This is a genomic window from Bradyrhizobium sp. 172, from assembly GCF_023101065.1.
Lineage (GTDB): Bacteria > Pseudomonadota > Alphaproteobacteria > Rhizobiales > Xanthobacteraceae > Bradyrhizobium > Bradyrhizobium canariense_D.
Window position 1 is genome coordinate 7,365,951 of the sequence record NZ_CP064701.1, and the last position, 23,707, is coordinate 7,389,657.

Annotated in this window: 27 protein-coding genes and 3 pseudogenes; 6 read left to right on the forward strand and 24 right to left on the reverse strand. The window is 60.9% G+C overall.

Annotated features, from left to right (window positions below):
* Positions 1-154: 154 nt before the first annotated feature.
* The gene (locus IVB07_RS34965) at positions 155-625 is read right to left on the reverse strand and encodes a GNAT family N-acetyltransferase (protein WP_018457222.1); all 471 of its coding nucleotides are present in this window, start codon (positions 623-625) and stop codon (positions 155-157) included.
* A gap of 342 nt (positions 626-967) precedes the next feature.
* On the opposite strand from IVB07_RS34965, the gene IVB07_RS34970 reads away from it, so the two are divergent.
* Positions 968-2,176, forward strand: a complete 1,209-nt coding sequence (locus IVB07_RS34970; protein ID WP_247293527.1) for an MFS transporter — start codon at positions 968-970, stop codon at positions 2,174-2,176.
* A gap of 214 nt (positions 2,177-2,390) precedes the next feature.
* Here the strand turns inward: IVB07_RS34970 and IVB07_RS34975 are convergent, their stop codons facing one another.
* The 14 genes from IVB07_RS34975 to IVB07_RS35040 form a co-directional block, all read right to left on the reverse strand.
* Complete coding sequence (locus IVB07_RS34975) at positions 2,391-2,831, reverse strand: CopG family transcriptional regulator (RefSeq protein ID WP_018457225.1); 441 nt, start codon at positions 2,829-2,831, stop codon at positions 2,391-2,393.
* Positions 2,832-2,838: 7 nt separating this feature from the next.
* Positions 2,839-4,821 carry a conjugal transfer protein TraG gene (locus tag IVB07_RS34980; protein ID WP_018457226.1) on the reverse strand — a complete coding sequence of 661 codons (1,983 nt, stop codon included), beginning with the start codon at positions 4,819-4,821 and terminating at the stop codon, positions 2,839-2,841.
* Positions 4,822-4,862: 41 nt separating this feature from the next.
* A complete protein-coding gene (locus IVB07_RS34985; RefSeq protein ID WP_247767406.1) occupies positions 4,863-6,602 on the reverse strand; it encodes a VirD2 family relaxase/mobilization nuclease in 1,740 nt (579 codons plus the stop codon).
* Positions 6,603-7,228: 626 nt separating this feature from the next.
* Complete coding sequence (locus tag IVB07_RS34990) at positions 7,229-8,140, reverse strand: transglycosylase SLT domain-containing protein (RefSeq protein WP_018457228.1); 912 nt, start codon at positions 8,138-8,140, stop codon at positions 7,229-7,231.
* Between the two features lie 4 nt (positions 8,141-8,144).
* Entirely contained in the window at positions 8,145-8,480 is a 336-nt protein-coding gene (locus IVB07_RS34995; RefSeq protein ID WP_018457229.1) for a DUF736 domain-containing protein, read from the reverse strand.
* Between the two features lie 35 nt (positions 8,481-8,515).
* Positions 8,516-9,061, reverse strand: coding sequence for a S26 family signal peptidase (locus IVB07_RS35000; RefSeq protein WP_018457230.1), 546 nt, complete (start codon positions 9,059-9,061; stop codon positions 8,516-8,518).
* A complete protein-coding gene (locus tag IVB07_RS35005; protein ID WP_018457231.1) occupies positions 9,058-9,576 on the reverse strand; it encodes a DUF2840 domain-containing protein in 519 nt (172 codons plus the stop codon). The genes IVB07_RS35000 and IVB07_RS35005 overlap by 4 nt, the downstream gene beginning before the upstream one ends.
* Positions 9,563-9,826, reverse strand: a complete 264-nt coding sequence (locus tag IVB07_RS35010; protein WP_018457232.1) for a hypothetical protein — start codon at positions 9,824-9,826, stop codon at positions 9,563-9,565. Before IVB07_RS35010 ends, IVB07_RS35005 begins: the two co-directional genes overlap by 14 nt.
* Positions 9,823-10,461, reverse strand: a complete 639-nt coding sequence (gene parA, locus IVB07_RS35015) for a ParA family partition ATPase (RefSeq protein WP_018457233.1) — start codon at positions 10,459-10,461, stop codon at positions 9,823-9,825. The genes IVB07_RS35010 and parA overlap by 4 nt, the downstream gene beginning before the upstream one ends.
* A complete protein-coding gene (locus IVB07_RS35020; RefSeq protein WP_018457234.1) occupies positions 10,458-11,573 on the reverse strand; it encodes a replication initiator protein A in 1,116 nt (371 codons plus the stop codon). Before IVB07_RS35020 ends, parA begins: the two co-directional genes overlap by 4 nt.
* A 15-nt stretch (positions 11,574-11,588) precedes the next feature.
* On the reverse strand, positions 11,589-11,840 hold the full coding sequence (locus IVB07_RS35025; RefSeq protein WP_018457235.1) for a helix-turn-helix domain-containing protein: 252 nt from the start codon (positions 11,838-11,840) through the stop codon (positions 11,589-11,591).
* Between the two features lie 211 nt (positions 11,841-12,051).
* Positions 12,052-12,663, reverse strand: a complete 612-nt coding sequence (locus IVB07_RS35030; protein ID WP_247767407.1) for a DUF2285 domain-containing protein — start codon at positions 12,661-12,663, stop codon at positions 12,052-12,054.
* Entirely contained in the window at positions 12,629-12,838 is a 210-nt protein-coding gene (locus IVB07_RS35035) for a DUF6499 domain-containing protein (RefSeq protein ID WP_083926468.1), read from the reverse strand. The genes IVB07_RS35030 and IVB07_RS35035 overlap by 35 nt, the downstream gene beginning before the upstream one ends.
* A 130-nt stretch (positions 12,839-12,968) precedes the next feature.
* Positions 12,969-13,232 (reverse strand): DUF2285 domain-containing protein, encoded by a 264-nt coding sequence (locus IVB07_RS35040; RefSeq protein ID WP_026233330.1) that lies wholly within the window; start codon positions 13,230-13,232, stop codon positions 12,969-12,971.
* Positions 13,233-13,640: 408 nt separating this feature from the next.
* Here IVB07_RS35040 and IVB07_RS35045 point away from each other — a divergent pair, with 408 nt between their 5' ends.
* Positions 13,641-13,883: a helix-turn-helix transcriptional regulator gene (locus IVB07_RS35045; RefSeq protein ID WP_247293522.1), complete on the forward strand. Its 243-nt coding sequence runs from the start codon at positions 13,641-13,643 to the stop codon at positions 13,881-13,883.
* 204 nt (positions 13,884-14,087) lie between these two features.
* On the opposite strand, the gene IVB07_RS35050 is transcribed toward IVB07_RS35045, so the two are convergent.
* Positions 14,088-14,414: a DUF736 domain-containing protein gene (locus IVB07_RS35050; protein WP_018457239.1), complete on the reverse strand. Its 327-nt coding sequence runs from the start codon at positions 14,412-14,414 to the stop codon at positions 14,088-14,090.
* Between the two features lie 595 nt (positions 14,415-15,009).
* Positions 15,010-15,429, reverse strand: coding sequence for a hypothetical protein (locus IVB07_RS35055; RefSeq protein ID WP_018457240.1), 420 nt, complete (start codon positions 15,427-15,429; stop codon positions 15,010-15,012).
* Positions 15,430-15,843: 414 nt separating this feature from the next.
* Between IVB07_RS35055 and IVB07_RS35060 the strand changes: the two genes are divergently transcribed.
* Positions 15,844-16,263: a hypothetical protein gene (locus IVB07_RS35060; protein WP_018457241.1), complete on the forward strand. Its 420-nt coding sequence runs from the start codon at positions 15,844-15,846 to the stop codon at positions 16,261-16,263.
* A 164-nt stretch (positions 16,264-16,427) separates the two neighbouring features.
* Here IVB07_RS35060 and IVB07_RS35065 read toward each other — a convergent pair whose 3' ends face one another.
* The 3 genes and pseudogenes from IVB07_RS35065 to IVB07_RS35075 all read right to left on the reverse strand — a co-directional run.
* Entirely contained in the window at positions 16,428-16,619 is a 192-nt protein-coding gene (locus IVB07_RS35065) for a hypothetical protein (RefSeq protein WP_026233331.1), read from the reverse strand.
* 190 nt (positions 16,620-16,809) lie between these two features.
* Positions 16,810-17,172, reverse strand: a pseudogene (locus tag IVB07_RS35070) (HU family DNA-binding protein).
* A gap of 87 nt (positions 17,173-17,259) precedes the next feature.
* Positions 17,260-17,465: pseudogene (locus IVB07_RS35075) on the reverse strand (IS110 family transposase); the annotation flags it as partial.
* Between IVB07_RS35075 and IVB07_RS35080 the strand changes: the two are divergent.
* Entirely contained in the window at positions 17,440-17,631 is a 192-nt protein-coding gene (locus tag IVB07_RS35080) for a hypothetical protein (protein WP_157643002.1), read from the forward strand. The pseudogene IVB07_RS35075 and the gene IVB07_RS35080 overlap by 26 nt on opposite strands.
* Before the next feature lie 561 nt (positions 17,632-18,192).
* On the opposite strand, the gene IVB07_RS35085 is transcribed toward IVB07_RS35080, so the two are convergent.
* The 3 genes from IVB07_RS35085 to IVB07_RS40850 form a co-directional block, all read right to left on the reverse strand.
* Entirely contained in the window at positions 18,193-18,477 is a 285-nt protein-coding gene (locus IVB07_RS35085; protein WP_157643003.1) for a hypothetical protein, read from the reverse strand.
* Positions 18,478-18,807: 330 nt separating this feature from the next.
* Positions 18,808-19,020 carry a hypothetical protein gene (locus IVB07_RS35090; protein WP_245288459.1) on the reverse strand — a complete coding sequence of 71 codons (213 nt, stop codon included), beginning with the start codon at positions 19,018-19,020 and terminating at the stop codon, positions 18,808-18,810.
* Positions 18,992-19,519 (reverse strand): transposase, encoded by a 528-nt coding sequence (locus IVB07_RS40850; RefSeq protein WP_345947110.1) that lies wholly within the window; start codon positions 19,517-19,519, stop codon positions 18,992-18,994. Before IVB07_RS40850 ends, IVB07_RS35090 begins: the two co-directional genes overlap by 29 nt.
* A 464-nt stretch (positions 19,520-19,983) precedes the next feature.
* On the opposite strand from IVB07_RS40850, the gene IVB07_RS35100 reads away from it, so the two are divergent.
* Positions 19,984-20,424 (forward strand): hypothetical protein, encoded by a 441-nt coding sequence (locus IVB07_RS35100; protein WP_157643004.1) that lies wholly within the window; start codon positions 19,984-19,986, stop codon positions 20,422-20,424.
* Between the two features lie 299 nt (positions 20,425-20,723).
* Positions 20,724-22,433: an outer membrane beta-barrel protein gene (locus IVB07_RS35105; RefSeq protein WP_018457246.1), complete on the forward strand. Its 1,710-nt coding sequence runs from the start codon at positions 20,724-20,726 to the stop codon at positions 22,431-22,433.
* Positions 22,434-22,544: 111 nt separating this feature from the next.
* Here the strand turns inward: IVB07_RS35105 and IVB07_RS35110 are convergent.
* Positions 22,545-22,883 (reverse strand): annotated as a pseudogene (locus IVB07_RS35110) (integrase core domain-containing protein); the annotation flags it as partial.
* Positions 22,884-23,707: the final 824 nt, after the last annotated feature.

Below are 23,707 nucleotides of genomic sequence, written 5' to 3' on the forward strand. Positions count from 1 at the left end.
GATCAGCAACGGGGATGGATAGAAAAGGCAGGAACTGGCGCAGTTCAACAAGTATTCAGCCGTCGTAGGGACCCGGCGCAGAGCAGAGAAAAAATACTTGCTAGGTCGCGAATGCGACTCGCTGAGAATCACATAGCAGCAAGGGTGTCGAAGTTCACAATTCCATATGCACGATTTCGACAGGCTCGCCGCCGAGACCGTGAGAGAAATAGCCCCTACCTATGCTTTTAAAGCCATGCTTTTGGTAGAAGCCTTCGGCATTGATCGTCGCTTCGAGCCTCACTGGACCGTTATGGCCTAACCGTGCCTGTTCAATCCCGATCTCGAGCAGTTGCCGACCCAGTCCGGCGCCAGCGGCTTCTGGCAAGATAAATAGGCGTGTTACTTCGCCGGGTTCCGCATCGACAAATCCGACCACGATACGGCCGCGGAGACACACGGTCATTCGCCCCTTGGCGATGAGCTCTTCGTAAAATGCCGGCGTACGGTGGCCCATCCAATTCTGGATTTGGTTGTGAGAGTAGGATGCGCGAGCAAGGCCGTCGATCGACGCCTTGGTAACGTTGAAAACCGCCTCCGCGTCCTCGCGGCGAGCGGCCCTAAAGGAAACATCGTCGAACGTCATAAGAAGTGAACTCCAGATGTTTCTGCCTAGTTCGGTTTGCGAGTTCGCCGGAGTTTTGATCAACCGTGGTCGGCTGATTGCGGTACTCTTCGGCGAATACCGTGCCAATGGAGAAACCCAGCAAACTCGTATGACCGTGAAAATGAACCACGGCATATTCCCTCTTCGACTTAGGCTATTAGCGCATTTTTTGTTCGGTACCACGCAGGTTTCCTGCAGATTTCGGCGAAGATGCGCGATCACTCCCAGTGGACCCTAGGACATCGCAAATGTCAGATGCAAAACTGTCGCTTGAATCGGAAAATATGTCAGATCATTAGGAGACGCCAACCACGATCTCCCTTGAGGCAGATTCAGCGTGAAAGATTCGGAAAGACCTCTGTTTATAGCGTTTTCGTCGGCTTCTTTCTTCATCGTTGGTGTCGGCATTGTTCTGCCAGCCTGGGTAGCTTCCACGAGGGTGGTTCTGGACTGGTTGGACTGGTGTTACTTTCAACCAGCGTCGCCGGCTTACTGCTCGCGCCGGTTGCCGGCCACCTGGCCGATCGTCATGATCGGGCACAGGTCACGGTGGCGGGGCAGACGATCCGCGCCTTGGGGCTGGCCGTTCTCGCTCCCGTTGGATTTCTCACAGAATCTTTGTCGCCCGTCCTTCTCATCGCTTCCGGCGTATTGGGAGCCTTTGGCTTCGCGCTGCTGTCGGGATCACTGAGCGGCATTTTGCAGGCAATCGTCCCCGAAGCACAGCGCATGGGGTTCGCCCTTCGACTTTCCCTTTTCAATCAGTTGGGCATAGCGATCGGGACGGGTGCTACCGGGCTTGCCATTGACAGGCTTGGCAGTCTCACGACCGCACTGATGTTTGCGGCGGCAGCTCTAGCATGTCTTCCTTTGCTGAAGCCGATCACAGCGCAGGCCCGCGACGTCCGATCGTCTCGACGGCTTAGTCTACTTTCTGCTTCACGGCAGGCTCTCAGCTATTTGCTCGCCAGTCCTCAAGCACTCTCCGCAGCGGTGACGGTCGGACTGGCATTTGCCGTGATCCAGATAACCAACCTTCTCTTACCGGGTTTTGTGATTCGATCGCTCGACGGTGATAGTGGCCTTTTTGGGTTGCTCGAAATGGCTGCCGCGATCACTGGAATGGTCGCATTGGCGGTAGTGGGCTTTCCGTCCATAGCGAAACGTCTGCAAGGTCTCACACCCGCAATCCTGGCTATTGCTGGCGTATCCCTGTTCTTGTTCTCCCTCGCGCCGAATCGGGCCATCGCTATTGTTCTCTACTGTGTGGCCGGCATGCTCTGGAAGGTGTCGCGAGCAGCGGCCAACGGCCACCTTTTGACCGTTGTGGATGCCGGCATGATTGGCCGTGTGCAAGCGTTCACAGCCCTGCTTACAGGTGGCTTCGGGCTTGCGATATATCTCATCCCGACAATTGCGCCAGGAGCCTCGGAGGCAACACTCTACATGGCATGTGGCGCGGCCATTGTGGCCTGCGTCGGCGGGCTATCCCTTTGGACCGCAGGTCAGGAACGATCGCGGAAATCTTGATCTTCGTGGCCAGTTTCGTTGCGTTGAACTTCAACAGAGGCCGCAAACATCACTTGCACAGTTGGTATTTCGCGACCGACGTTTGCGAGATCTTCGCCAACAAATTCGGGCTCGAAGCGGTTAGCTACCTGACTGATAGGCCGTAGCCCTAGCCCATTGCAGGGTTCGAGACCGCCATCCACTTCACTGGCTTGATTTCAGTGTCGCGTCGTCCCTAGTCGCCTTGAAACGAGCCAGTCTGCTGAGCATCCTCCGGGATTTCCTGCCGCAGCTTTGGTCCCTGATTGAGTCGGCGGCCCAGAGCGGCGACAAAGTTATCATAGCGCGCTCCGGCCTGTGCCCTCGCTGCCTTGGCGGCCGGTTCGGGAAGTGGCGGTGTCGTCGTGAGCCAGAAGCGGATGAAGAGAGCGATGGTCTCGACTGAAATTCCAACATCCCGCTCAAGGCGAGCGATCCGGCGGTCGATCTGGTCGAGTCTCTTGGCAGTAGCGGCCTCACGCCGCTCATCGGCATCCGGCGACAGAAAGGACGCAATGGCGGCTTCGGCGATCAGCGACAGCGACTGCTCGCGCCGGGCGGCATAGGCCGACAGCGCCTTCATGACATCAGGTTCGAGATAGACCGACATCTGGGCCTTCTTCTTCGCTGCGGTCATGCCAGCCTCACAATCCAAGCTCATCGCCAGGATCGAGCGAGGCTTGGCGCGCCACGCCCTGCATCATGTCGTTCATACGCCTGATCCGCGGGACATCTTCATCGAGTTCATCGGCGAGGTCAGATGCAAACTCATTGTCGAGCGGTTCCTTCTTTTCCACGATGTCTCGATCCAGTTCCGGATGCCGCCGCCGATCCGCGGACTTTGGATCTTCGTCATCCGTCTGGCCGTCGGTCAACGACGCCAATGGAGTTGGGTGCGGCGGCAGCGGCCGTGAACTCCAGTCGTCCGGCCGGCCGTCGTTGGATTTAGTCAGGGTCGGCGGCGCCATGATGCGCTCCTGGAAGCGTCCGTCCTCGTAGTAGCGCGCCTTCTTTGCTCGAATCGGATGGAGACCCGACATCATGACGATCTCATCTGATGGCGGGAGCTGCATCATCTCGCCGGGCGTCAACAGCGGGCGAGCGGTCTCGGACCGGGACACCATCAGGTGACCGAGCCAAGGTGCCAGCCGGCTGCCGGCATAGTTCTTCATCGCCTTCATCTCGGTTGCGGTTCCGAGTGCATCGCTCACCCGTTTCGCGGTCCGCTCGTCGTTGGTCGCGAAGCTGACCCGGACGTGACAATTGTCGAGGATGGAGTTGTTGGGCCCATAGGCTTTCTCGATCTGGTTCAGCGACTGGGCGATCAGAAAGCTCTTGATGCCGTAACCCGCCATGAAGGCCAGCGCGGACTCGAAAAAGTCGAGCCGGCCGAGCGCCGGGAATTCGTCGAGCATTAGCAGGAGCCGGCGCCGGCCGGCCTTGGCTTGGAGATCCTCGGTCAAGCGCCGGCCGATCTGATTGAGGATCAGACGGATCAGCGGCTTGGTGCGATTGATGTCCGATGGCGGCACCACGAGATAGAGCGTGGTGGGCCGGTCCCCGCTAACGATATCAGTAATCCGCCAGTCGCAGCGCCGAGTTACCTCTGCCACCACGGGATCCCGGTAGAGGCCCAGGAACGACATCGCGGTGCTCAGGACGCCGGAGCGTTCGTTGCCGGACTTGTTCAAGAGCTCGCGCGCGGCGGAGGCGACGACGGGATGGACGCCGGCTTCGCCCAGATGCGGCGTCCGCATCATCGCGGCAAGCGTCGATTCTATCGGCCGCTTGGGATCGGACAGGAAGGCGGCGACGCCGGCGAGCGTCTTGTCCTTCTCGGCGTAGAGGACGTGGAGAATCGCGCCGACCAGCAGCGCATGACTGGTCTTCTCCCAGTGGTTTCGCTTCTCGAGGCTGCCCTCGGGGTCGACCAGGATGTCGGCGATGTTCTGGACGTCGCGCACCTCCCACTCCCCGCGCCGGACTTCCAGCAAGGGGTTATAGGCCGACGAGTTCGCGTTCGTCGGATCGAACAGAAGCACGCGGCCATGCCGCGCGCGGAACCCGGCGGTGAGCTGCCAGTTCTCGCCCTTGATGTCATGGACGATTGCGGAGCCCGGCCAAGTCAGGAGCGAAGGGATGACAAGGCCCACGCCCTTGCCGGATCTCGTGGGAGCGAAACACAGCACATGCTCCGGTCCATCATGGCGAAGATAGGCGCGCTCGAACCGGCCGAGCACCACGCCGTCGGCCCCAAGCAGGCCAGCCTGCTCGATCTCCTTTGCCTCGGCCCAGCGCGCGGAGCCATAGGTCTCAGCATTGTTTGCTTCACGGGCGCGCCAAACCGACATCCCGATCGCAACGGCTGCGGCGATGATGCCGCCGGATGCGGCGATGTAGCCACCCTCGATGAAGATTGAGGGTGCATAGGCATCGTAGGCATACCACCAGCAGAAAAAGGCGGGCGGGAGATAGAACGGAAAATGGAGCAGCTCGAACCAGGGCTGCCCGAGCTGCGGCTGGAAGCCGAGCCGCCAAGCCGTCCATTCCGTCGCGGTCCAGATAGTCAGCAGAACGATCGCGAGGACTGTGATGACCTGGCCCCAGAGAATTTTGGTCGCGGACATGGCGGCCGTCCTCTCTTGATGTCGGTGATTGGAGGGATCGCTCACAGGCCGAGCCCCCGACTGCGTCCAAAACTCCAATCGATGCCGCCGTCGGTGCGGGCCACGCCGGAGACATGTCGGCCGAGCTGATTTTCGAGTGAGGGCGTCCAGGGCACGAGCTGAAAGCCGAGACCGTCGTCGAGCATGGCGAAGCGGCCGGAGGCGAGCGCGAAGCGCTGCCGATAGGTGCCGGCGACATATTCGCCGGCAGCCGACGGGTTGAACGGCCGGCCGGTCTCGGCAGCGAGCTGCTTGCCGAGATTCGCTAACTCCCGCTGGCGCAGTGTGCCGATGAGGTTCTTCGCAAACACCAGTCCATGCGCCTGGCGTTCGGCGAGACCCTGTTCGATGAGCTGCCCGGCCCGCCGTTGCATGGCGTCGCGGACTTCGTCGCCGAAGCCCGCCTGGCCCAATGCCACCGGATCGCGCGCAACCGCCTGCCGGTCGAGCCACGTCGCGCCTCTCGCCGTTATCTGCGCTTCGATCGAGAGATCGGAGCGGACGGCGAGCGCCGCGCGACGGTGCCCTCTCGCGTCGTTGAATTTGCGTAGCTCCACAATGGAGCCCGGTGCGCTGTCGCCGGAAGCGTCGAGATCGGGCAGCCTGATGTGGTGGGTGCGTCCGTCGACGCCGTCGATCACGGCATAGGCGGTCCCTTTGAGTTCGTCGTCGAGACCGCGATCGACGAGGCGTCCGATGATGGGCACGTCGAGGCTTTCGCCCGATAGCACGTAGCTCGCGGTCCCGCGCTCGATGCCACGTTCGGTCAGGCTGCGGTGGATGCGCTTGATGATGTCGCCGCGCTCGTCGAGCTCGCGCAAGGTCGTCTCGGCGGCCTCGTCCATGACCCATTGGCCTGGCCCGAGTTGATGCGCAAGTCCGAGACTCTCCAAGCGCCGCAGCCGGCCGACCTTCAGGGCATGGAACTGATCAGGCTGCTGCGCCAGATCGGGTGCAAGGTCGATGACCCCATGCCGGTCTGCATCGCGAACAAGCTGGCGGTCGAGCTGTGTCCAGCGTTCGGCTTCGACCTGGCGCTCGAGCGAGCGACGGATGTCCGGATCGGAGCGCAGTCCGAGTTCCTGTGTGGCCAGGTCCTGGGCACGGGCGCGCATCCCCTCCTTGATGTAGACGCGGGAGATGACGAGGTCCTGGCCATCTTCGGCGACACCGCGCACGATGACGTGGACGTGGGGGTGCTGGGTGTTCCAGTGATCGACACCCACCCAATCGAGCTTGGTGCCGAGATCCACTTCCATCTGGCCGACCAGCTCGCGGGCGAAACCTTTGAGGTCGGCCATATCGGCTGCGTCTTCCGGCGAGACAATGAAGCGGAAATGGTGGCGGTCATCCTGACAACGCTCGGCAAAGGCCTTGGGATCGGCATGCTCCGTGTCCGGGCCGAACAGCCGGGCCTTCTCCCCGTCCCGGGTCACGCCCTCCCGCCGGAGATAGCCGAGATGCGCGGCGAGCGGCGCCGATCTCGCTTTATGCCTGACAACACGTGTCTTGATCGTCACCAGACGCGAGCGGCCGGTGAGCAGACGGTTTGCCCGCGCGCTGGCGACCCGTCCGCGGCCGAAGCGCGAATGACGATGGTTGGCGAGCTGGCCGGCTCGCGAAAGACCGCCGCCGGCACGCTGAGCAGCCGCAAGCGCCTGGGCGATGAAGGGCTTGGCCCGCTGGCTCCGCGAAGAGCGGATGCGGCCTGGCCGAGGCTGAAATTCCTTCTCCTCAGTCATGGCCAGCCTCGGCAATGTGCGAAACGTCAAATGCCTGCAATGCGTTGACCGTGAGGCGCACATTGCGCACGAGAGCCGCACATTGCCAGATCAGCAAAAAAGGAAAGCAACAACAACCGACCGACCGAGCCGCACATTGCGGCCTTTTATCTCGCCATCGTTCGGTCGTCGCCGTGTTCTCCCGGTCGCTGGCTCCCAAGGCCCAACCTCCAAGCCAACAGACTCTCGGCAGTCGCGGCGATTTGCGACAAAATGCAGTTCGGGTCATTGCACTAATTTCTCCAATAGCGCCTGCCCGAACATGTCTTCTGGCGGCCGATTCATTGCGAAAGGGGTGCCGCGACCTGGCAGTTGACTCGCAAGCCCCCATTGTTTGCGTGCGCTTGCGATAGCGATCGTTACCCGAAGGGCCGAGACACCCGTAGGGTGGCTCGGTGAGGAGCGAAGCGACGAGTAGAGCGCGGGCCGAAGGCATCGCCCATATGCCGTCAGCACGTTATTATCGCACTCCTCCACTTCGCGGCCGATGGCGGTGGCAAGGTGCCATCGCCCGACCAATAGCCGGACCTCCGCAGCAAGGACGTCGACGGGCGAGCGTCGTTCCTTATGCTGATGACAACGTGCAGTCATCGCGATCCTCCTGTTGTCGAGAGTGCGACGAATAGGCCATTCGACTGCGGTGCGATGGCCGAGAGATCGTGCACGGGAACCGCAGCCGGCTTGTCGGTCGTCGGTCGATCAGATGCCGCCCGTGTCGCGGAAGACAGTCCGTCAGCGCGGGTGAAAAACAGCGGAGCCCGCGTCCAGGATGAACGAGAAGAGGCCGCGACGAGGAGAGCTCCTGGCGTGCTCTCCACATCGACAAAAGGGACGACGGCAGCAACGTAGGCGACGCTCTCGGTGGGCAGCGGACGATGTCGGTCGCGGTAGTCTTCATAGCGGCCGGGACCAGCATTATAGGCCGCGAGGAATCCCGGCGAGCCGTAGCGGTCGTGCAGCTCGCGAAGGAAAGCTGTGCCCGCAAAGATGTTGTCATGCGGATCGAAGGGATCATGTCCGAGGCCGTAGCGCACGCGCATCTCCGTCCAGGTCTTCGGCATGAGTTGCATCAAGCCAAGCGCGCCTTTGGGTGACACTGCGCGCCGATCGCCACCGCTTTCGATCCGCATAACGGCGCGGATCCAGTCCACCGGAATGCCGAAGCGCTGCGCGGCTTCCGCGACATGAGTGGCATAGCGCTCGCTCACCTGTTGACGTTGGATTGGTGCTTCCTGCGCCGCCGCCGTTGGCCCACCCATCACCAGCAGGCCGGCAAGCAGGATGACGGCAAAGCCTGCTCGGTCTCCGCCGTGACGTGAGCAAGCCGCAGAGCTCGTGCCCGTCGAAAGCGTGCTCCGTGCGCCAACCTGCGGTCGCCATTGACGGCCGCGCGCGACCGCCGACTGGTGCTTGAGGGGGATCAGGCGAGGAGACGACACGAACAAAGAGATGGAGCCTTGATGCGCCTTGCAGCCAGCACGCGTGACGGATTCCTGCATGCGATCAGTCCCGCTCGGCGCGCTGGGGCTGACGATTCCAGCTCAGCGTCCAGACCGATTTGTCCTCACTCGACTGGAAGAGATTGGCCCGGATCGGCCGCGGCAGCGTGGGATCGTCGATGATGAGCGAAACATAGTCGCCCGCCCTTTCGCCGGTACGCTTCCAGCCCGCGCCGATCTCCGGGCCTTCGCCATCGCCGAGCCGAATGCGGTAGTCGGGCGCGTTCTCGGCATCCGAGGATTCGGCCGGGACGAGGGTGAGAATCCGTTCGAAGAACAGCGTTTCAATGCGTCCGGTGAAACCGGACTTCTCGCGAGTGAACTGACCGATTTGCGCCATGGGAAATCTCCTTGCTTGCTGGGTTGGGATGCGGGTCAATGGGTGACGGCACGCCAGACGAAACGACCGTCGCCGGCTTCATCAGTCCAAAGCGGGACCGCGCGCGCGACGATCGAGCTTGCAGGCAGTGAGCCGAAATAGCGGCCGTCCAGGCTGTCCGGGACAGTCGGGTTCATGAGGAAGACCTCACCCGGCTGAAGGGTTGTGCATCCGCTCCAACGCGGCAGCGGACGGCCGAGATGGTCGCGATCGTGAGCTGCGCCGACATCGACAGCATCCACGGTGATGGCGTCGCCGGACCGGCACACGGTCTGCCCGGCCAGCGCCATCACATGCTTCAGAAGCGGCACACTCTTTGGCAGGAAGTCGCCATCGGCGAGGAAGTTCGCGATCGGTTCTGGGAGCCGCACCACGACCAGTTCCAAATCGCGCAGCTCTCCAACGGGATGCAGCGTGTAAAATCCTGTCGGCGTGCTTGCGGTGGCGTTCCAGATCAGCCGCGGCGCGGGATCAACGAACGCCAAACCACAGCCGGCGAGCACCGCAATGTAGGTCATCACGACGTAACCGAAGCGAGTCATGGCGTGACGCTCCGGCGCTTGAGCCAGGCAACGTGCTGCTCGCGCGTGTAGGCGCGTGGCACGTTGCCGGCGGCGAGGCGGTTGTGGAGATGGCGCCAGTATTCGGGCGCGGCGTCGGCCGGATCGATGGCGAGTGCCTCAATGGCATCGACCGCCTGCAACACGCGCTCGACCTTCGGCCAGCTATCGACGCGCAGCAGGATCTCGCCGCCGGGACGCACGAAAGGCAGCGTCTGATAGCGCTGGCCACTCTCCACGGCACGAACGATGTCCATGCGCGAGACCACCGTGCCATAGTCGTTCGACGCCCAGCGGACGAAGCCGAAGATGCTGCCGGGTGCAAAACTTGAAACGCTGCGGCGGCGGTCGAGGATCCTTTCTTCGGCGCGGTGGCCGAACCGCAGCCAGTGCTCGATCCTCTTCTCGATCCAGGTCAGTTCGACATGTGTGAGCGCGACGCCGCGCCGATGGGAGGATGGCACGGCACGCGGCGGCAAGGCCTCATTGTCGTTCATGACGGCTCTCCGGTGTCGGTGGGAACTCGCGCGCTAGCAACTCGCGGAGCATGTCGGCGACGGTGATGCCGCGCTGGAACGCGGCGACCTTGATGCGGCCGCGCAGCGCTAGCGTGACGTCGATGGTCAGACGCGCGGTGAATGCCGGCGCGTCTTCCATGCGGCGCGGCAACGCGTCGTTGGCTTTGATCCAGCTTTCGGCATCGCCGGGACGTGAGGCGAAGCCGCGCTTGATGGAGCGCTCGCTCATGGTGAGAACCTCGCAACTTCAGAGGCGAGCGCGGCGATCTCGCGGGCAGCTGCGCTCTCGTCGGCAAATTCGAAGACGAGCCGGCCGGACTGCGCGGCATCCGCGAAGACGACGCGCTGACCGATGGTGCTGGTAAGCACCGGCGGATCGTGATCGGCGAGTGTTTCAGCTGTCTCACGGGCAATGATCGTGCGTGCGCCGCAGCGGTTGAGCACAAAGCGGGCGGCGAGTTGCGGACGATAGATGCGGGCCTCCCGCAGCAGGTCCAGCATCTCGGCGGATGCCCAACCGTCGAACGGCGATGGCTGCACGGGGATCAGCACGAGGTCGGCCGCCAATAGCGCCGAGCGCATCAGTCCGGCGACGCGCGGAGGTCCGTCAATGACGACGTGATCGGCGGCGCGCGCGATCTCCGGCGCCTCGCGATGGAGCGTGTCACGAGCAAGGCCAACGACCCCGAACAGCCGCACGACGTTCTCCCGCGCCCGTTGCTGCGACCAGTCCAATGCCGAGCCCTGCGGGTCGGCATCGATTAGCGTCACGCGCTTTCCGTGCAGCGCCCATTCGCCGGCGAGGTGCAGGGCGAGCGTGGTCTTGCCGACACCGCCCTTCTGGTTGAGCAACGCGACAATCATCGCTGGCCTCCCGTCTTACGGCCGGAAAGCGGTGGAGATTGTTCTCTTGAATGCTTGGTTCGCGGCTCAGCGCTCGCGGCGGCGTTATCCGCAACACGCACCGGCCCACTACAACAGTTAGATTCTAAGTTAGACTCTAAGTTACGTTCCGGGATCGTCGCGTCTTGCCAAAGCGTTAGCTGTGGTTTGCACTCCCGGAATCCCGATACGGGCACGCCCGAAGTCCCGATCGTGCGAACGCCCGAAGTCCCGAGCTGATTCACAGCGCCATCCACAGGAGCTGTGGATGGCTTGCTCGGCAGGATACGCAATAGCTCGCGCCGATCCTTGCGCTCGATGCTCAGGCAGTAGCCTGGCAACGGTTGACGCGCAGCGATCCGGCGGAGATCAAAGGCGAAGTCAGCGAGCTTGGCGAGACTGCCGGATTTCTCGTGAAGATGCGCGACCTCGAACAGCCAGCCTCTCGGCTGGCGGCCGGCATGCTTGCGCGCGACGCGGTACAGCCAACGCTCGATCCCGCCGGTCAGGCTGAAGTATGCCGGATCGATGGTGAGAACGAGGGAGCGATCGATGACGCCGCGATAGAACCAGTCGGGGAGGACGAACTCCATGCCTTCAACGCGACCGTCGGCCCTCGCGCACTCCTCCCATTCGTTGATCCACGAGAATTGGTGGCGCCGCCAATGTTCGCCCTGCCGGATGGTGGTACGGATAACGGTCGCCTGGAGGCGGGCCAGTGCCCCCTTCAGGAGCTTGTAGTCGCGCGCCCCGGTCTGCCGGCCGACTGCGATCAGAAGCTGATAGGGCGTGAAGCGCAGGAAACGCGAGGTCTTCAGACCGAGGTTCTCAGCCTCGACAATTTGGCTGGCGGCCCAAATCAGAACGTCGGCGTCCCAGATCGTTGCCATGCCGTGCTCGGGAACCGCATAGACTTCGACGCTGACGTCGCCGGCCTGGTAGAGGATCGGCCTCGTGCGCTTGGCCTTCGCGAGCGAGAAGAATGGCCGCTCCATCAAGTCACGCTGATCGCGCGGGCTGGCATCGCCCGTGGCGATAACGAACGGATCGAGCTTGCTTCGCTCGCTCGGCACAAGGAGGCGGCGCGACGACATGGGTGAACGCTGCCTTCAGCGATGCGCATTGCTCGCGGCGCGGGCCTCGACGTAGCGAGGGTCCGACGTTGAGGTGCAGGCGGCCTGATCGGCCCATGCTTCGAGATCGCCGATGGCGTAGACGACGCGGCCGCCCAGCTTGCGGAAGGTCGGGCCGTTGCCATGGCAGCGGTACTTCTCAAGCGTGCGCGGCGACAGGCCAAGGAGGCGCGCGGCCTCGGGGGTGCGCACGTAGCGCGTGGTAAGCTGCGCGGTCAGATCGAGCATGGGAGATCTCCGTCTTGCCTCAAAGCGCCGCGGCCAAGTCGCGGCATGTCGGGGCCAAAGTGGCGGAGAGTTCAGGCGTTGGGGGTGGACGAAAATACTTGCAGGTGCGTGTCCCCCTTTCGGCCGCGACAACGCGAGCTGCAACATGGCCGGCGGGGCGCGGCGCAAACGGGGGTGATTGTAGCGATTGCGTGGAGGATTGACGCGCGCGTCAGAAGCCGCGCAGGAGTTTCAGGTAACCTCGCTCGACCAGGGCGATCGAATCGTGAATGAGGCGGTTTGCTTTGCGGCGGGCGTGCGAATCCTTCCACTCGACCGAACGACGCCGCGCGTGATCGGAAGCTAGCACCTTTGCGGCCACCTCGCGCGGGCCGCCGCCCAGGTCGTGGACGTCGAAGGCGTGAAGGAGCTGGATCAATCGCCGTTTCTGAAAGGACGTCAGCCGTAGAGCCGCCGGCAGAAGAGCGATGCGCTGGCCCCCAAGGCGACGAACGAAGTTTAGCGCCACCTCGAGCCGCAGTTCGCCCATGCTGTCGAGCGGCACGAGCACAGCAGGACGTCGCGCAGCCTGCTCGTCTCGCATGAGCAAGTGGAGCTCGCCTGATCCGTCTGTGATCACCAGCTCACGTCCGTCGGCATCGATCCGCTCGATAAGCGGCTCCCCGAGGACGTTACGACCGACCGACGTGGCGATATCGAATCCGGAAGGCGCCGGCTCCAGGATCAGCGTTCCCGGCGATACCTGCGGCAGCCAAATGGTGGGTTCAAGTCCAACGGGAGAGGCGGGGTCATGGGCGACACCGTAACCTCCAACGACGTGCAAGCTCGGAACGGACAGTCTTGGGATCAGCCCCCTCACGCGTGATCTGGCGCTGTGCACGAGCGAAGTCGCGGCGATAGTCAGCGTTGCGGCGAAGGAACTCGAGGGCAAAGCCCGGGCGTTCGAGACGATTCAGGCGTTCAATCGTCTCCGGCGAGCGCCAATACTGCGTGGGCATAGTGTGTCCTCTTGCTTCTTCACGTTCCGCGCTCCCCAGCGAAGGCCACGGCAGGATCAGAAAAGAGGGGCAGGCAAGCTAGACCTCGAAGTTGCATCACGCGTGATCGCAACTTGCGTGACAGGGCAGCTCACTGCATCCGCGGCTCCAATAAATGCTGATATCCGGCGTCCGTCATCCATCGCGCGCGGGCCAGATGGCTGTCATGGACGATCTTGGCGCGATCGGGTTCTCGGGATGGATCAAGGCCAAAGAGCACTTCGACGACCTCACGCCAGTCGGCGCCCTCTTCTTCGGCCATTAACAACCGGACGTAGATTGCAAGATGTTTCTCATCGTAGGCGTTCACGCGATCGGTTTGTGGCGGCCGGTCCTGAAATGGCAGTTCGTTCATTGCAATCATCTCCGTCAGCCTCAAAGCAATGCCGGACATTCATTTGACGGCGGGAACTTCGCAACGTCGCGAAATGTCGCGCGACCTCCACCGTGATGCATAGGCCGCATCACGGTGTGCCCGCAAGCGGCGAACGATGGCTCGCGAGGCACCGGCGCTCTCTAAATCGTGAACCGGCGCTCGCTGAGCGCGCCTGGCACGAAATCGCAACCCGATTCGGCATCCTGCTGACGCCCTCGGCGGTACGTAGTCCGTACCGTCTGCCCCCCCGCGCTGATCGCCAACGTTTCATCATGCATTCGGTTCGGGCTTGAGGCACATCAGCAGCTTCGTTCATTGGGGACTGCCGTGCCGATTGTAGAGAATACTCCGTGGTGAAATACTCTTCAATAGACCTCTCTCATCTCCATGGAGATACGGGAGATTCTGGCGCGCAATTTGAGAAAGCATCGGCAGGCCGCAGGCCTGTCTCAGGAGGAGCTTGCCCATCGCGCCGAAATTGATCGCGGTTACATCAGTTCACTCGAACGCTGCCGGTATGCAGCCAGCATTGACGTTCTCGATCGACTTGCCCGTGAATTAGGGGTCGAAGCAGCGGATCTCTTGCAGAAGAAAGCGCGCGGCACGCTACGCGGAAAGCGGGCCACTTGACGACTTGAGCTGGCAGGACATTGTCGAGCGCATTGGAGGCCAACGAAACGTGTCCAGTCAAACCGTGACCGCCTCGCGCTGCTGACCGGGATCTATTCCGCCGTACCCAACTGCTCCCTTGCCGTTCATTGCAAGCCCGCCCGGCACACCTGGCGGATGGTGATGCCCCGCCCGGACCAGCCGGGCGAGGCATTGTGGATCGGCTCAGTCGCCGTTGCGACGGCTGGGGCGAGACCAGATCAGACTGAAGCCCTCGCCCTCCTCGTCGTCAAAGAGGTTGGCGAAGATCGGAGCGGTGAAGCTCGGATCGTCGAGCTTGAGGCCGAGATAATCGCGGCCCTCGTTGGAGCGCTTGGCCCAGGCGGCGCCGATCTCAACCCGGCCTGCATAGACGCGCTGGCTGGGGCTGTTCTCGCCAGACCGATTGGTCTCGGGGACAATCCGGACGTTTTTGGTCTGGAGCGAGAGGGTCACGATTTCACCGGTGAACTCGTTGTTGCCGGTCTTCTTGAAGGTGCCGATGGTCGCCATGGAAGTTCTCCTTGATCTCTGTTTTCCGAGCCCGCACCTTGCGGCCTCGATGGTGATCGAAGGGCCGGAGGCGATCGACGGCGCACCCCGAAGGGGCTCGACAGCAAAGGAGGACCTTTCTTGTCTCGCGCGAGGAATGACGGCGCAGCCGGCAGGGGAAGAAAGTTGTGACGCCGCTGTTGCGCCTTAGGCGATCGAGGCTTCAGCCGGCCTTCGGCCAGATCAATCCATCAAAGAGGCCGTTCGGTGCGCTCGGCCGGACAGAGCTGATATCGAGGAGAACGTGGCGATTTCGGTCGCACCGAGAGCCCGGCGAATGAGTTCGATGGTGACAGGCGCCCTCTCCTGTCAGCAATGGACGGATTTGGCGTTCGAGATCGCGCCTCGGCGGGGACGGCCCGTTCACATCCGTTGTCGGCCGATATTTGAGAGGTGACGGCTTGGTCCATACCGCCATGAGGGCGTGACGAAGCTGGCCTTGTGGAGATTGCTCGAGCTTCGACGCGCGCATTTGACTCGGCGATGAAAACCGAGAGCGTTCCGTACATCTGATCCAATCCCGTCCGCCGACGTGAAGCTACAATGCCCCCTGCCATTACCCGGCAGGTCCGGCGGTCATTCCAGTGATCCGGATGAACGCCGTGATGCTGACGGCAATGGCGCCCACGACTGGAAAGATCGCCTGCCAGATCGGTGCAGGCACCGCCATCAGCGCAATTCCGTGGGTGGCGCTGTAACCGGCGACAGTGGCGGGCGCGACGTAGAGGACGACGATCAGCAGCCGGAGCCAGGTCCACGGCACATAGGCGAGCGCAAGCTGGCCGATGCCGAAAGTCGCGCCGCCTGCGACGAGGCCTAAGACAATGCAGCCGACCACCCCGGCGCCGGTATGAAAGGCCCAGACGACGGTCGTGAGGCCGACGAAAAACGGGAGCGCAAAGACAGCAAGGGTGAACAGCAGCCAGCAAAAGAAGCCAATGCCGGTGATGACGAGCAGCGGTCCGAAGATGATCATAGCGGTGGGCTCCGTGAGATAGAGGTCTGACGGTCGCGCCTTCCACCACCACCACGGCGCATGCCCGAGTATAGCGGAGACGACTGTGATCGCGAGCGGAAATCCTGTGGGATTTCCGCCGCCCGACCTCCACGATGCTCGGGTCCTTCATCATTGGAACGGGTCGAATTCTTACCTATGCGCAGGTGGGCACAACCATGACCACAGGAGATGACAGAAGTCGTCCACTTCGATCACGTTGCACGCCAGAATAGTTTATCCGCCAGAGCGATGAATGAGAGAACGAATTGTTTGTGGGTCGCCGACCGCCGCTCCCACAGTTTGCAGTTTTTGGATGAGCTGGCGTGTCGGCGCAGGCCCTGATACTGCCATGTACCAATGCAACTAGTGCTTGAACCTCTTGGAGAGATTGTTATGGCAGAATCCCCTCAAATCGTCCTTACGCCGTTCTTCCGCCCTCGCGATGAGGACGCTGAGGAGCAACAGATGTACGTGGCGGGATTCGTCGATGAGGAGGATGAGGCGTGGGGTACGTTGATCCCACTGGAGGCGGAGATGGTTGAGCAAGCCGTTATGAGGCATCAGACAATCGGGGTTTGGTGCAACTCCGACGGCCGCATCCAGCCGCAGCCCGACAGCGACGGACTATTTGAACACCTGCTCGAGAAAGGTCAATTGAAGGAGACGCCTCTCGACGAACTGGTTGCCGAGGCTATCGAAGAAGGCAGGAATGAATCCAATGATGAGATTCTCGACATGTTCGAGACTCTGCATGAGCGGCTGGTGCGCGCCACGAGCGCAGTCGCTGACGAGATTGCGCGGCGCAGGCGATGAAACGGAGGCGCGGGAGCGCTGAATGGGCGGAGAATCTGGGCTGCGTTTGATACCTAGCAGCGCCAAGGTATTCCCACCATCGAGGACCGGGCAGGACGGCTTCAATCCTCATCAGATTGATCACGTGTCGCGGCGGCTCGCGCCGGCTTCATTTGGATCGAGCGTCAGCCCCAACTGATGGGGGTATACGGAATTCGACGGCGCTTCAGTTCTTCCTCAAGGCGCAGCGCTTCTCGTTTCGCAGTCTCGCCCAACAGACGATGTTTGCTGCCTAGGCGCAGATCGGCCGCAACTTGCTGCCGAATATTTTCGTAGAGTTTATGGACGCTTGCGTCACTTAAATCCTGGATGGCCATCGATATCTTCTCAAAGACATTCATGGAGTAAAATGGAGTCGCAGATCTGATCCGCGGCTCCCCCGGGAAATAACTTAATAAGACCCAATGTAGTCCAGCCCCGGTACCGACGCCAGATTGCCTCCTCTATTGAGATTTGTGGAGCATCAACGACGCTTGCGGTTGCGAAAGCAATATTAACGTTGCTTATTCACCACACCAGCTCAGCCCGGCCACTTAGACTACCGGACGCCCTCAGACCGCCTTGGACGGCAAAGTTGCTGTCTTTCGGTCTGGCTTCACTGTTTAGTCGGTCGTGCATTTCCTTGCTGGCCTTGAAGAGCGGAAGCGCTTCTTGTCGACTTGCACGAGCGCGTCCGTTCGCGGATTTCTGCTGATGCGCGCCGGCCGTTGCTTGGCAGAAAACACTCCGAATCCTCGAAGCTCAACCCGATCACGGCGCGAGCGCAGCGACGATCTCGCCCAGGATTGCATTTACAATGTTCTCGACGTCACGCTGATAAAGGCGCGGATTTCGACCGGCGATACGCTCAACGAGTTCCGACCTTATCATTGGCAATGGCGTCCACGGAATTTGCGGGTGATCATTCCTCGACACCTTCGTCGAAACAGCGCAGGATGCGATCCATGGCCACTTGCCTTTGCGGGCCGTGGCGGTCACGGCCTTCTCCTTGCCGATGCGCCCAGAGAGCCGTCCATAAAACCCGCCGAGCGGTGTCTGTACGACCGACGGTCACGGCGGCACGCGTGGAGAAGCGCCGCCCCCCGGCCGCCTGATCGGCGCGTTCGGGACGAGAGCATTCGGCCGCCGGAGACCTTGTTGATCGGCGCCAGTCGCAGCGTTGTTAAAGGAAACTTGGTCGGCTTCGCCGATGAGGAGTTGGGTAAGATGACGCTGGCCCACGCTCGTTCTTGGCATTCTCATCAGCGAGGTCCATTTCTTGTTGCCGTTCTGACGATCAATGCCTTCGGATGGGACATGGAAGGACGATCTGCTCATGTTTGGCTCTAGCAGGATCGAAGCCCAGTGACTCGATAGCTCGAGCACGTCGGCGAGCCTCGTCATGTATCCTTCTCCTCAATCAACAATGTCGATGGGTGTGGTAAAAATGAGAGCCGCACAGAGGTCCGCAAGGCCCTCAGTCCGGCCAATTACGCGGGGATCGAACCCGCGCGAGTGATGCATCGTCGCGTCGAGAAAGAAATCTGCCTACAATTGAATACCGTCCGAGTTCAGCGTAGGAACGTCTTTCTACAAAAGAAATTGGCGGTTAGTTGAGAAATGTCACGCCCAACCGTCGCCCGTCACGCCAGATGACGGAACAATAAAAATTACGTCCAACGCTCGGAATGCGCAGACCGAAAGCGGCTGGCATAAAAGGCGCATCCAAGGTCTGAACGATTGCGGAGGAAGCCGTGAGATGGCGCACCTTACAGCGCATCGGAGAACCATCAATAACGATCTCGGCTATGCGAATACCCCTGTTTCGGCGCTCTTTCGTCACGTCTCTCATCTCTCCCGCTCGAGGGCGCGGGAGATGTGATTGGCGATTTCGGTCTCAATTTGGCTGGATCATGATTTCATTGTCAGGCCGCGAGCTTTTGCTCCATCGCCAACCAACGCCTCAAAGTGAAAATCCTGCGCTACCAAGGCCTTGCGCTCGCTGGACTTGCCGTCGTCCACCCGTTCGCCGCCGCAATCTGGCGCGTGGTCAGGCCGTCCAGGCTCCCCTCCAGTACCGCCAAGTGCTCCCCTGCGCAGCAGCAACGCGAGTCGCGTCCATGTCGGCGATGGTTGTGTCAATCGGCCTTTTAATTGCGGATTGATGCCAATTCTCTTTTTGAAGCCATTCGGCAAGACGATAGCGCTCGACCCCTTGGAGCGGGTTGAGGTTGCGGAGACGGGGCGAGCGCGACTGGTAGATCGATAGCCAGCTCGTAGTCCTGGACCGATTAGCCATTACCTACTCGCCTCAGCTGCGCGCCGCTGGGGTCATGGTCCTTTCCGAAGGTCGCAAGCGCCTCATGATGATGTCCGGATCGGGTGCCTCATCGTTTGCAATGGCGTGCGGGCGAGCCCCCACAGCCGATTGACCGAGGTCACCACGACCACCGCCCAGCGGGACATCGCCGGGCCCGGCGAACCGGGTCAGGAACTTGCAAAATAATGTCAGGCCGGCGCGTGGCCTCAGTGGAACGGCGTGCCATAGACCCAAATGCCGTGGAGGATCACAGCGATCTTGCGCGCAATGGCGACCTTTGCTTTTTTCATACCGACCCGCTTCGCGATTCCCCAGGCCTTGAGGGAACACCATTGCTTGGTCCGATAGAGAAGGACGGTCGCTGCCTTAAACAGGGTAGATTTGGAGAACTCAATCGCCCCATCGAGATATCTTGCCACTAGTGTCAGTTTCACCAGATTGGTTGCGCAGAGGTGTGAGGCCGAGATAGGCACTGACTGTCGAGGCCGATCGCAGGGGCGGGTCATCGATCGTATGGCGGAAGGTCACGGCAGTCACCAGGCCAACACCAGGAACCGTCATTAGGCGAGGCGTCGTCTCGTCAGACTTCCCAGATCGGCGGACCTCCTCGTCGAATTTGATCTGCTGCTGGCAGATATGCTCATGAATTGACAGGAGTGGCTCGATCATGTTGAGGAGTCGATGATCTTCGCCCGATAACTCCCCGAGCTGGTTAAGAACTGTTGGCCAATCGCGCAAGGGAATAGCAACCCACATTTCTTCATCAGACTGGGGTCCTGGTTCTCGATATCCGGCGCATGGACACAAGGCGAATTGCGCGACAAGTATCGCTCGAACATTGTGGCTCTCCTCGCTCTGGATTTTGAATTCTCGATACCACCCAACCCGCCCCCAGTTCGGCAAGGCCCCGAGCATCATTCCGATCGCTCTTGTTCATGCGACCGACAGTGCTGCGTGTGCATGCCTTGCTCGATGCAAACGATGGGGACTTCAACCCTACGAAGCTCGTGAGAAAGCCAGCTTGCCATCGCGCCCGTCTCGAAGCCAGTACCATCCGCCAATGGCGCAGGTTGGGAAGCAGCTTGGACAGATCGCCGGGATCAGACTTGGCCTTTCCTTCAAAGATCACTCGACCAGTCTCGTTGACACGCAAACAGAAGTCTCTCTTTGCGAGACATCCAGGCCGTATTGCCTCATGACAGCTCCTCCGAATCTTGGTTACGAGAGCTCGACAAGAACGGAGCTTTCGTGGCCGCGAGTGCTGACGCAATAACGTCATCGTTTGCAAATTTGACCCTGTAGTGCCTCACCTGAGGATCCTACTTTCGCTTGGCAGACGTAGCTCGGACTGGCAGGATCGAAGGGACTGGGACCCTCGCGAAGTGCCCGTCACACGCAGCGGCGGCTTCAGTCCCGGGATCACCGGCCAGTGGCGCACCAGCCGTGCGCTGGATGATCGTCTCGGCTGCTTTGCGTCTGAGCGATCGCAACAAACGCTGCACGATGGTGTGCTGCGGCGGATGGAACTGATCAGGACGTTGTTCAGGGAGGCGACCGAGAAGCGCCCGCGCGGTCAGGCGAGGTTCGCCCGTGAGCCGGCGCTCGATGTCGGCGAGGTGCGATCGAGCATCGATGGCATTCTCATCCGCTTTTTGTATGGCTTGCGCATGAGCCGATGGAGGACGCCCTGCTCCCCAAGATGCACTTCATTGCCGAGCTGCTTTGCGAACACTGCTGCGTTCGTTGACGGAGCGACGCCGTCTACGAACTCGTCGCCTGCGTGTGTCCTCATCGGCTTCGCGGGCGTCCTCCGAAACGACTGAGAAGTACGACAGCCCAGGGGGCGTGGAGCAGGAGAAAGGCTCTTCGAGAGCATCCATCTATTCAATCGGTCGAAGCCGTGCAGCATGCGTTTCGTGTCCGGTCCTGGACACGCCGCCTGTTACAAAACTAACCGATCTTGTTGCTGAGACAACATGGCGATCGAAAGCCGCAGCGAATGCGCATTGCATCAGTTGGCTTAGATCCTGCAAACCACAATCGCCGCGGAAGCGAGCCACCAACGCCAGCCATTGAGTTGCCGTTGCAAGTTTTGGCGCGCGTTTTGTGTATGTGAGGTGAAATGCGACCCCAACTTCTTTTTTGCTGCGTCACAACAGCTGCGCTCGTTGCAGGCGGTGCCGTCAATTCGGCCGATCTTAAGCCGGCAGTAAAGGCCCCACCCGCCGTCTGGAGGTGGACCGGAGGATATATCGGTGGGCACGTCGGCGGGGGCTACGGGCAAACATCATTCAGCGATTCCTATGGCAAGTCGCTCTATGGGGACGTTGTCCAAACCCCTGTGTTCCTGGCGGGAGGTCAGATCGGCTACAACTGGCAGAGCGAACGCTGGGTTTTCGGCGTTGAACTGGATGCTAGTCGCGCTGCCTCAGACGGTACAAACACCTGTCTTGCAGCCTCCAGCTCTATCATCAGCGCAAACTGCAGCGCCGGTCCAAGTGTGTTTGCTACCGGAACGGGTCGCCTTGGGTATGCGTTCGGCCCGCATGGCCAAACACTTGTTTATCTCAAGGGGGGCTTGGCCTGGCAGCGCAATATCGGCGTTGTCGCCAACAACAACGAATTCGCTAGCCGCACTAACCCATCTGGCCTGGCGCCACAGACCTCCACCCGTTTCGACGATGGTCGTGTCGGTGGCACCATCGGCGTAGGCGTCGAGCAAGCACTCACGAATGCATGGTCCTTGAGCCTTGAGTACGAATATCTGAAGTTCAACGGATCAAGTGTTGCGACTCCTCCGACCCTGCAATATCCGCCGCCGGCAACCGTCCCCGCCAACACCACCGGCCTGTCCAGCAGCTATCACATCGGAAAACTTGGACTGAACTACCATTTTGACGCACTCGCACAGACGCCAGGATGGCGAGATACGCCGCCATACGCAACGAAGCCGACCGTCAGCGCCTCGCCCAGTGGCCTTGCTGACGGGTGGTCGCTGGAAGGCGGCACACGGCTGTGGTTGAGCCGGGGGAGGTTTCAATGGGATGTCGGGAGTACTGATCTTATATCAAGGCTCACCTATCATGGGCTGGACGGGATTTCCGGTGAGTTGTTCGAGCGGCTGGACAGCCCTTGGGGAATCTTTCTGAAGGGCAATATCGGAGTTGGGCGCTTCAACAACGGAAAAGTGAACGATGAAGATTGGGGCGTGGACGTCGCTTATCAAAACACAATATCGGGTCAGGCCAACGGAAGGTTCACGTACTACACCGCCGATGCCGGCTACGATTTTCTGCGCGGCAGCACCTACAAGGTTGGTGGGTTTATGGGCTGGAGCTACTACGGCCAGAAGTCTGACACGATAGGCTGCGTTCAGATCGCCTCGCCCTACGTTCCATGTCTGGCGCGAGGCGATAAAAGGATTGTGGGCAGCCAAGACACTGATTGGAATGCGCTGCGCATCGGCCTTAGTGCTGAGACCATGTTGCTTGATCGTTGGCGCATGAGTGCCGATGTTGCTTACCTGCCGTGGACGGATTTCCAGGGGCGCGACAACCATCTGCTGCGCCCGTTCACGACCTTCTTCGATCAACGCGGGAGTGGTGGCGGTGGCGTGCAGGTCGAGGCAGTTTTATCCTACTTCATCACCAAGAACTTCAGCGTCGGCGTCGGTGGTCGTTATTGGGCCATGTGGACTCCTAACCAGCGAAAGCAACTCATAACCATAGCCGAGGAAGCCGGCCGCTATCCTGTTACTCACGGCTCCTTTCCCGGGGACTATCGCATGGAGCGGTGGGGCACGTTCTTCCAGGCCTCCTACAAATTTGACTGAACTGTTCGCTCCAGCTCCGTCCGCTCGACGTTGATCTAGAATCAAACGTCGAGCGTGCGAAGATCCGATAATTGCTATGGCTGCCTACAACGGCATCCTGGATCATCCCGTTCAGCATGGAATCTGCGCGCGCAATTTACGATTGCGCCATTTTGGTTGGACCGAGGTGTTTAGTCCCGGCATTTGCTGGAGCGGGTCGAGCTTGAATCGTTGTGGCTGGGAAGTCCATTTGCAGATGTATTCGTAGGGTGTGAGGCCCTTCAGGGTCTTCAGCCGTCGATCGTGGTTGTCGGCGGTGATGAAGTCGGCAAGATGAGTTTCGAGCTGAACGTGTCATCGTAATGGTAGCGTTGGACGGCCGCGTCCCTTGATCGTGCGGTTCATGCGCTCGACCTGGGCATTGGTCCAGGGATGCTTAACCTTGGTCAGGCGATCTTCGATCGCGTTTTCCTGGAATCGCATATCGAACTTATGCGTCACATAGCTTGCCGTCTGGCCGTCCGCACAGCGTGGCGGGAAGGCGAACCTGGATCCCATTGTCGGTGAGCACCGTGTGTGGATCTTGCAGGGCACGGCCGCGATCAGAGCTTCGAAAAAGGTTAAGGCCAAGGTCCTTCCCGTCTTCCTGACCAGCTGGCCGCCACGTCGAGCCATTGAGGGCCGCGGCCACAATCATCGAAATCGAAAAATGTGACACGCTCGTCCTCGATCCGCATGTACATCGGCCTGACATCGCCATGACAAGCCCGTTGGGCCAATCGACTCGTTTGCACCCAAGCATCCAGTGATTTGCTGATTTCGTCTGCAACACGTGGGCATCTCTCGGCGATCATCGCGAGTGTTTCCTTGTCTCTTGCCTCGCTCAGAAACTCCCTGTTCGGCGCAAGATTCGTAAGCCCGGTCTGTCGGTGCAAATGGGACAGGGCAACACCGGCGCGGTACAATCGGCCGGTGTTGTAGCCAGCTCACGCCCGACGGCAGGGGCGAAGGCGCCAAGAAGGCGCTTGGTGCCGTCAGGCAATTCAGCCCCTCACGGTCACTACGAGGCCGAGAGACGTCGAGCGCGGGCGGCAACGTAGGCGGAAATAGCTCGCTCGACAGCCGCTCGTAGTTCCCGTTCCATGTCCACCTGTCCCATCGCCGAGGCGCCGCTCGGATATCACGAACACAACGCCTCGTCCTGCGACGTCCGGCGTGTGACGAGCAGAGCAGATATGCGACGGCACGGAACTCTGGTCGCAGGAGCAGGTTTGAACGGCGCAATGCCCTGTGGC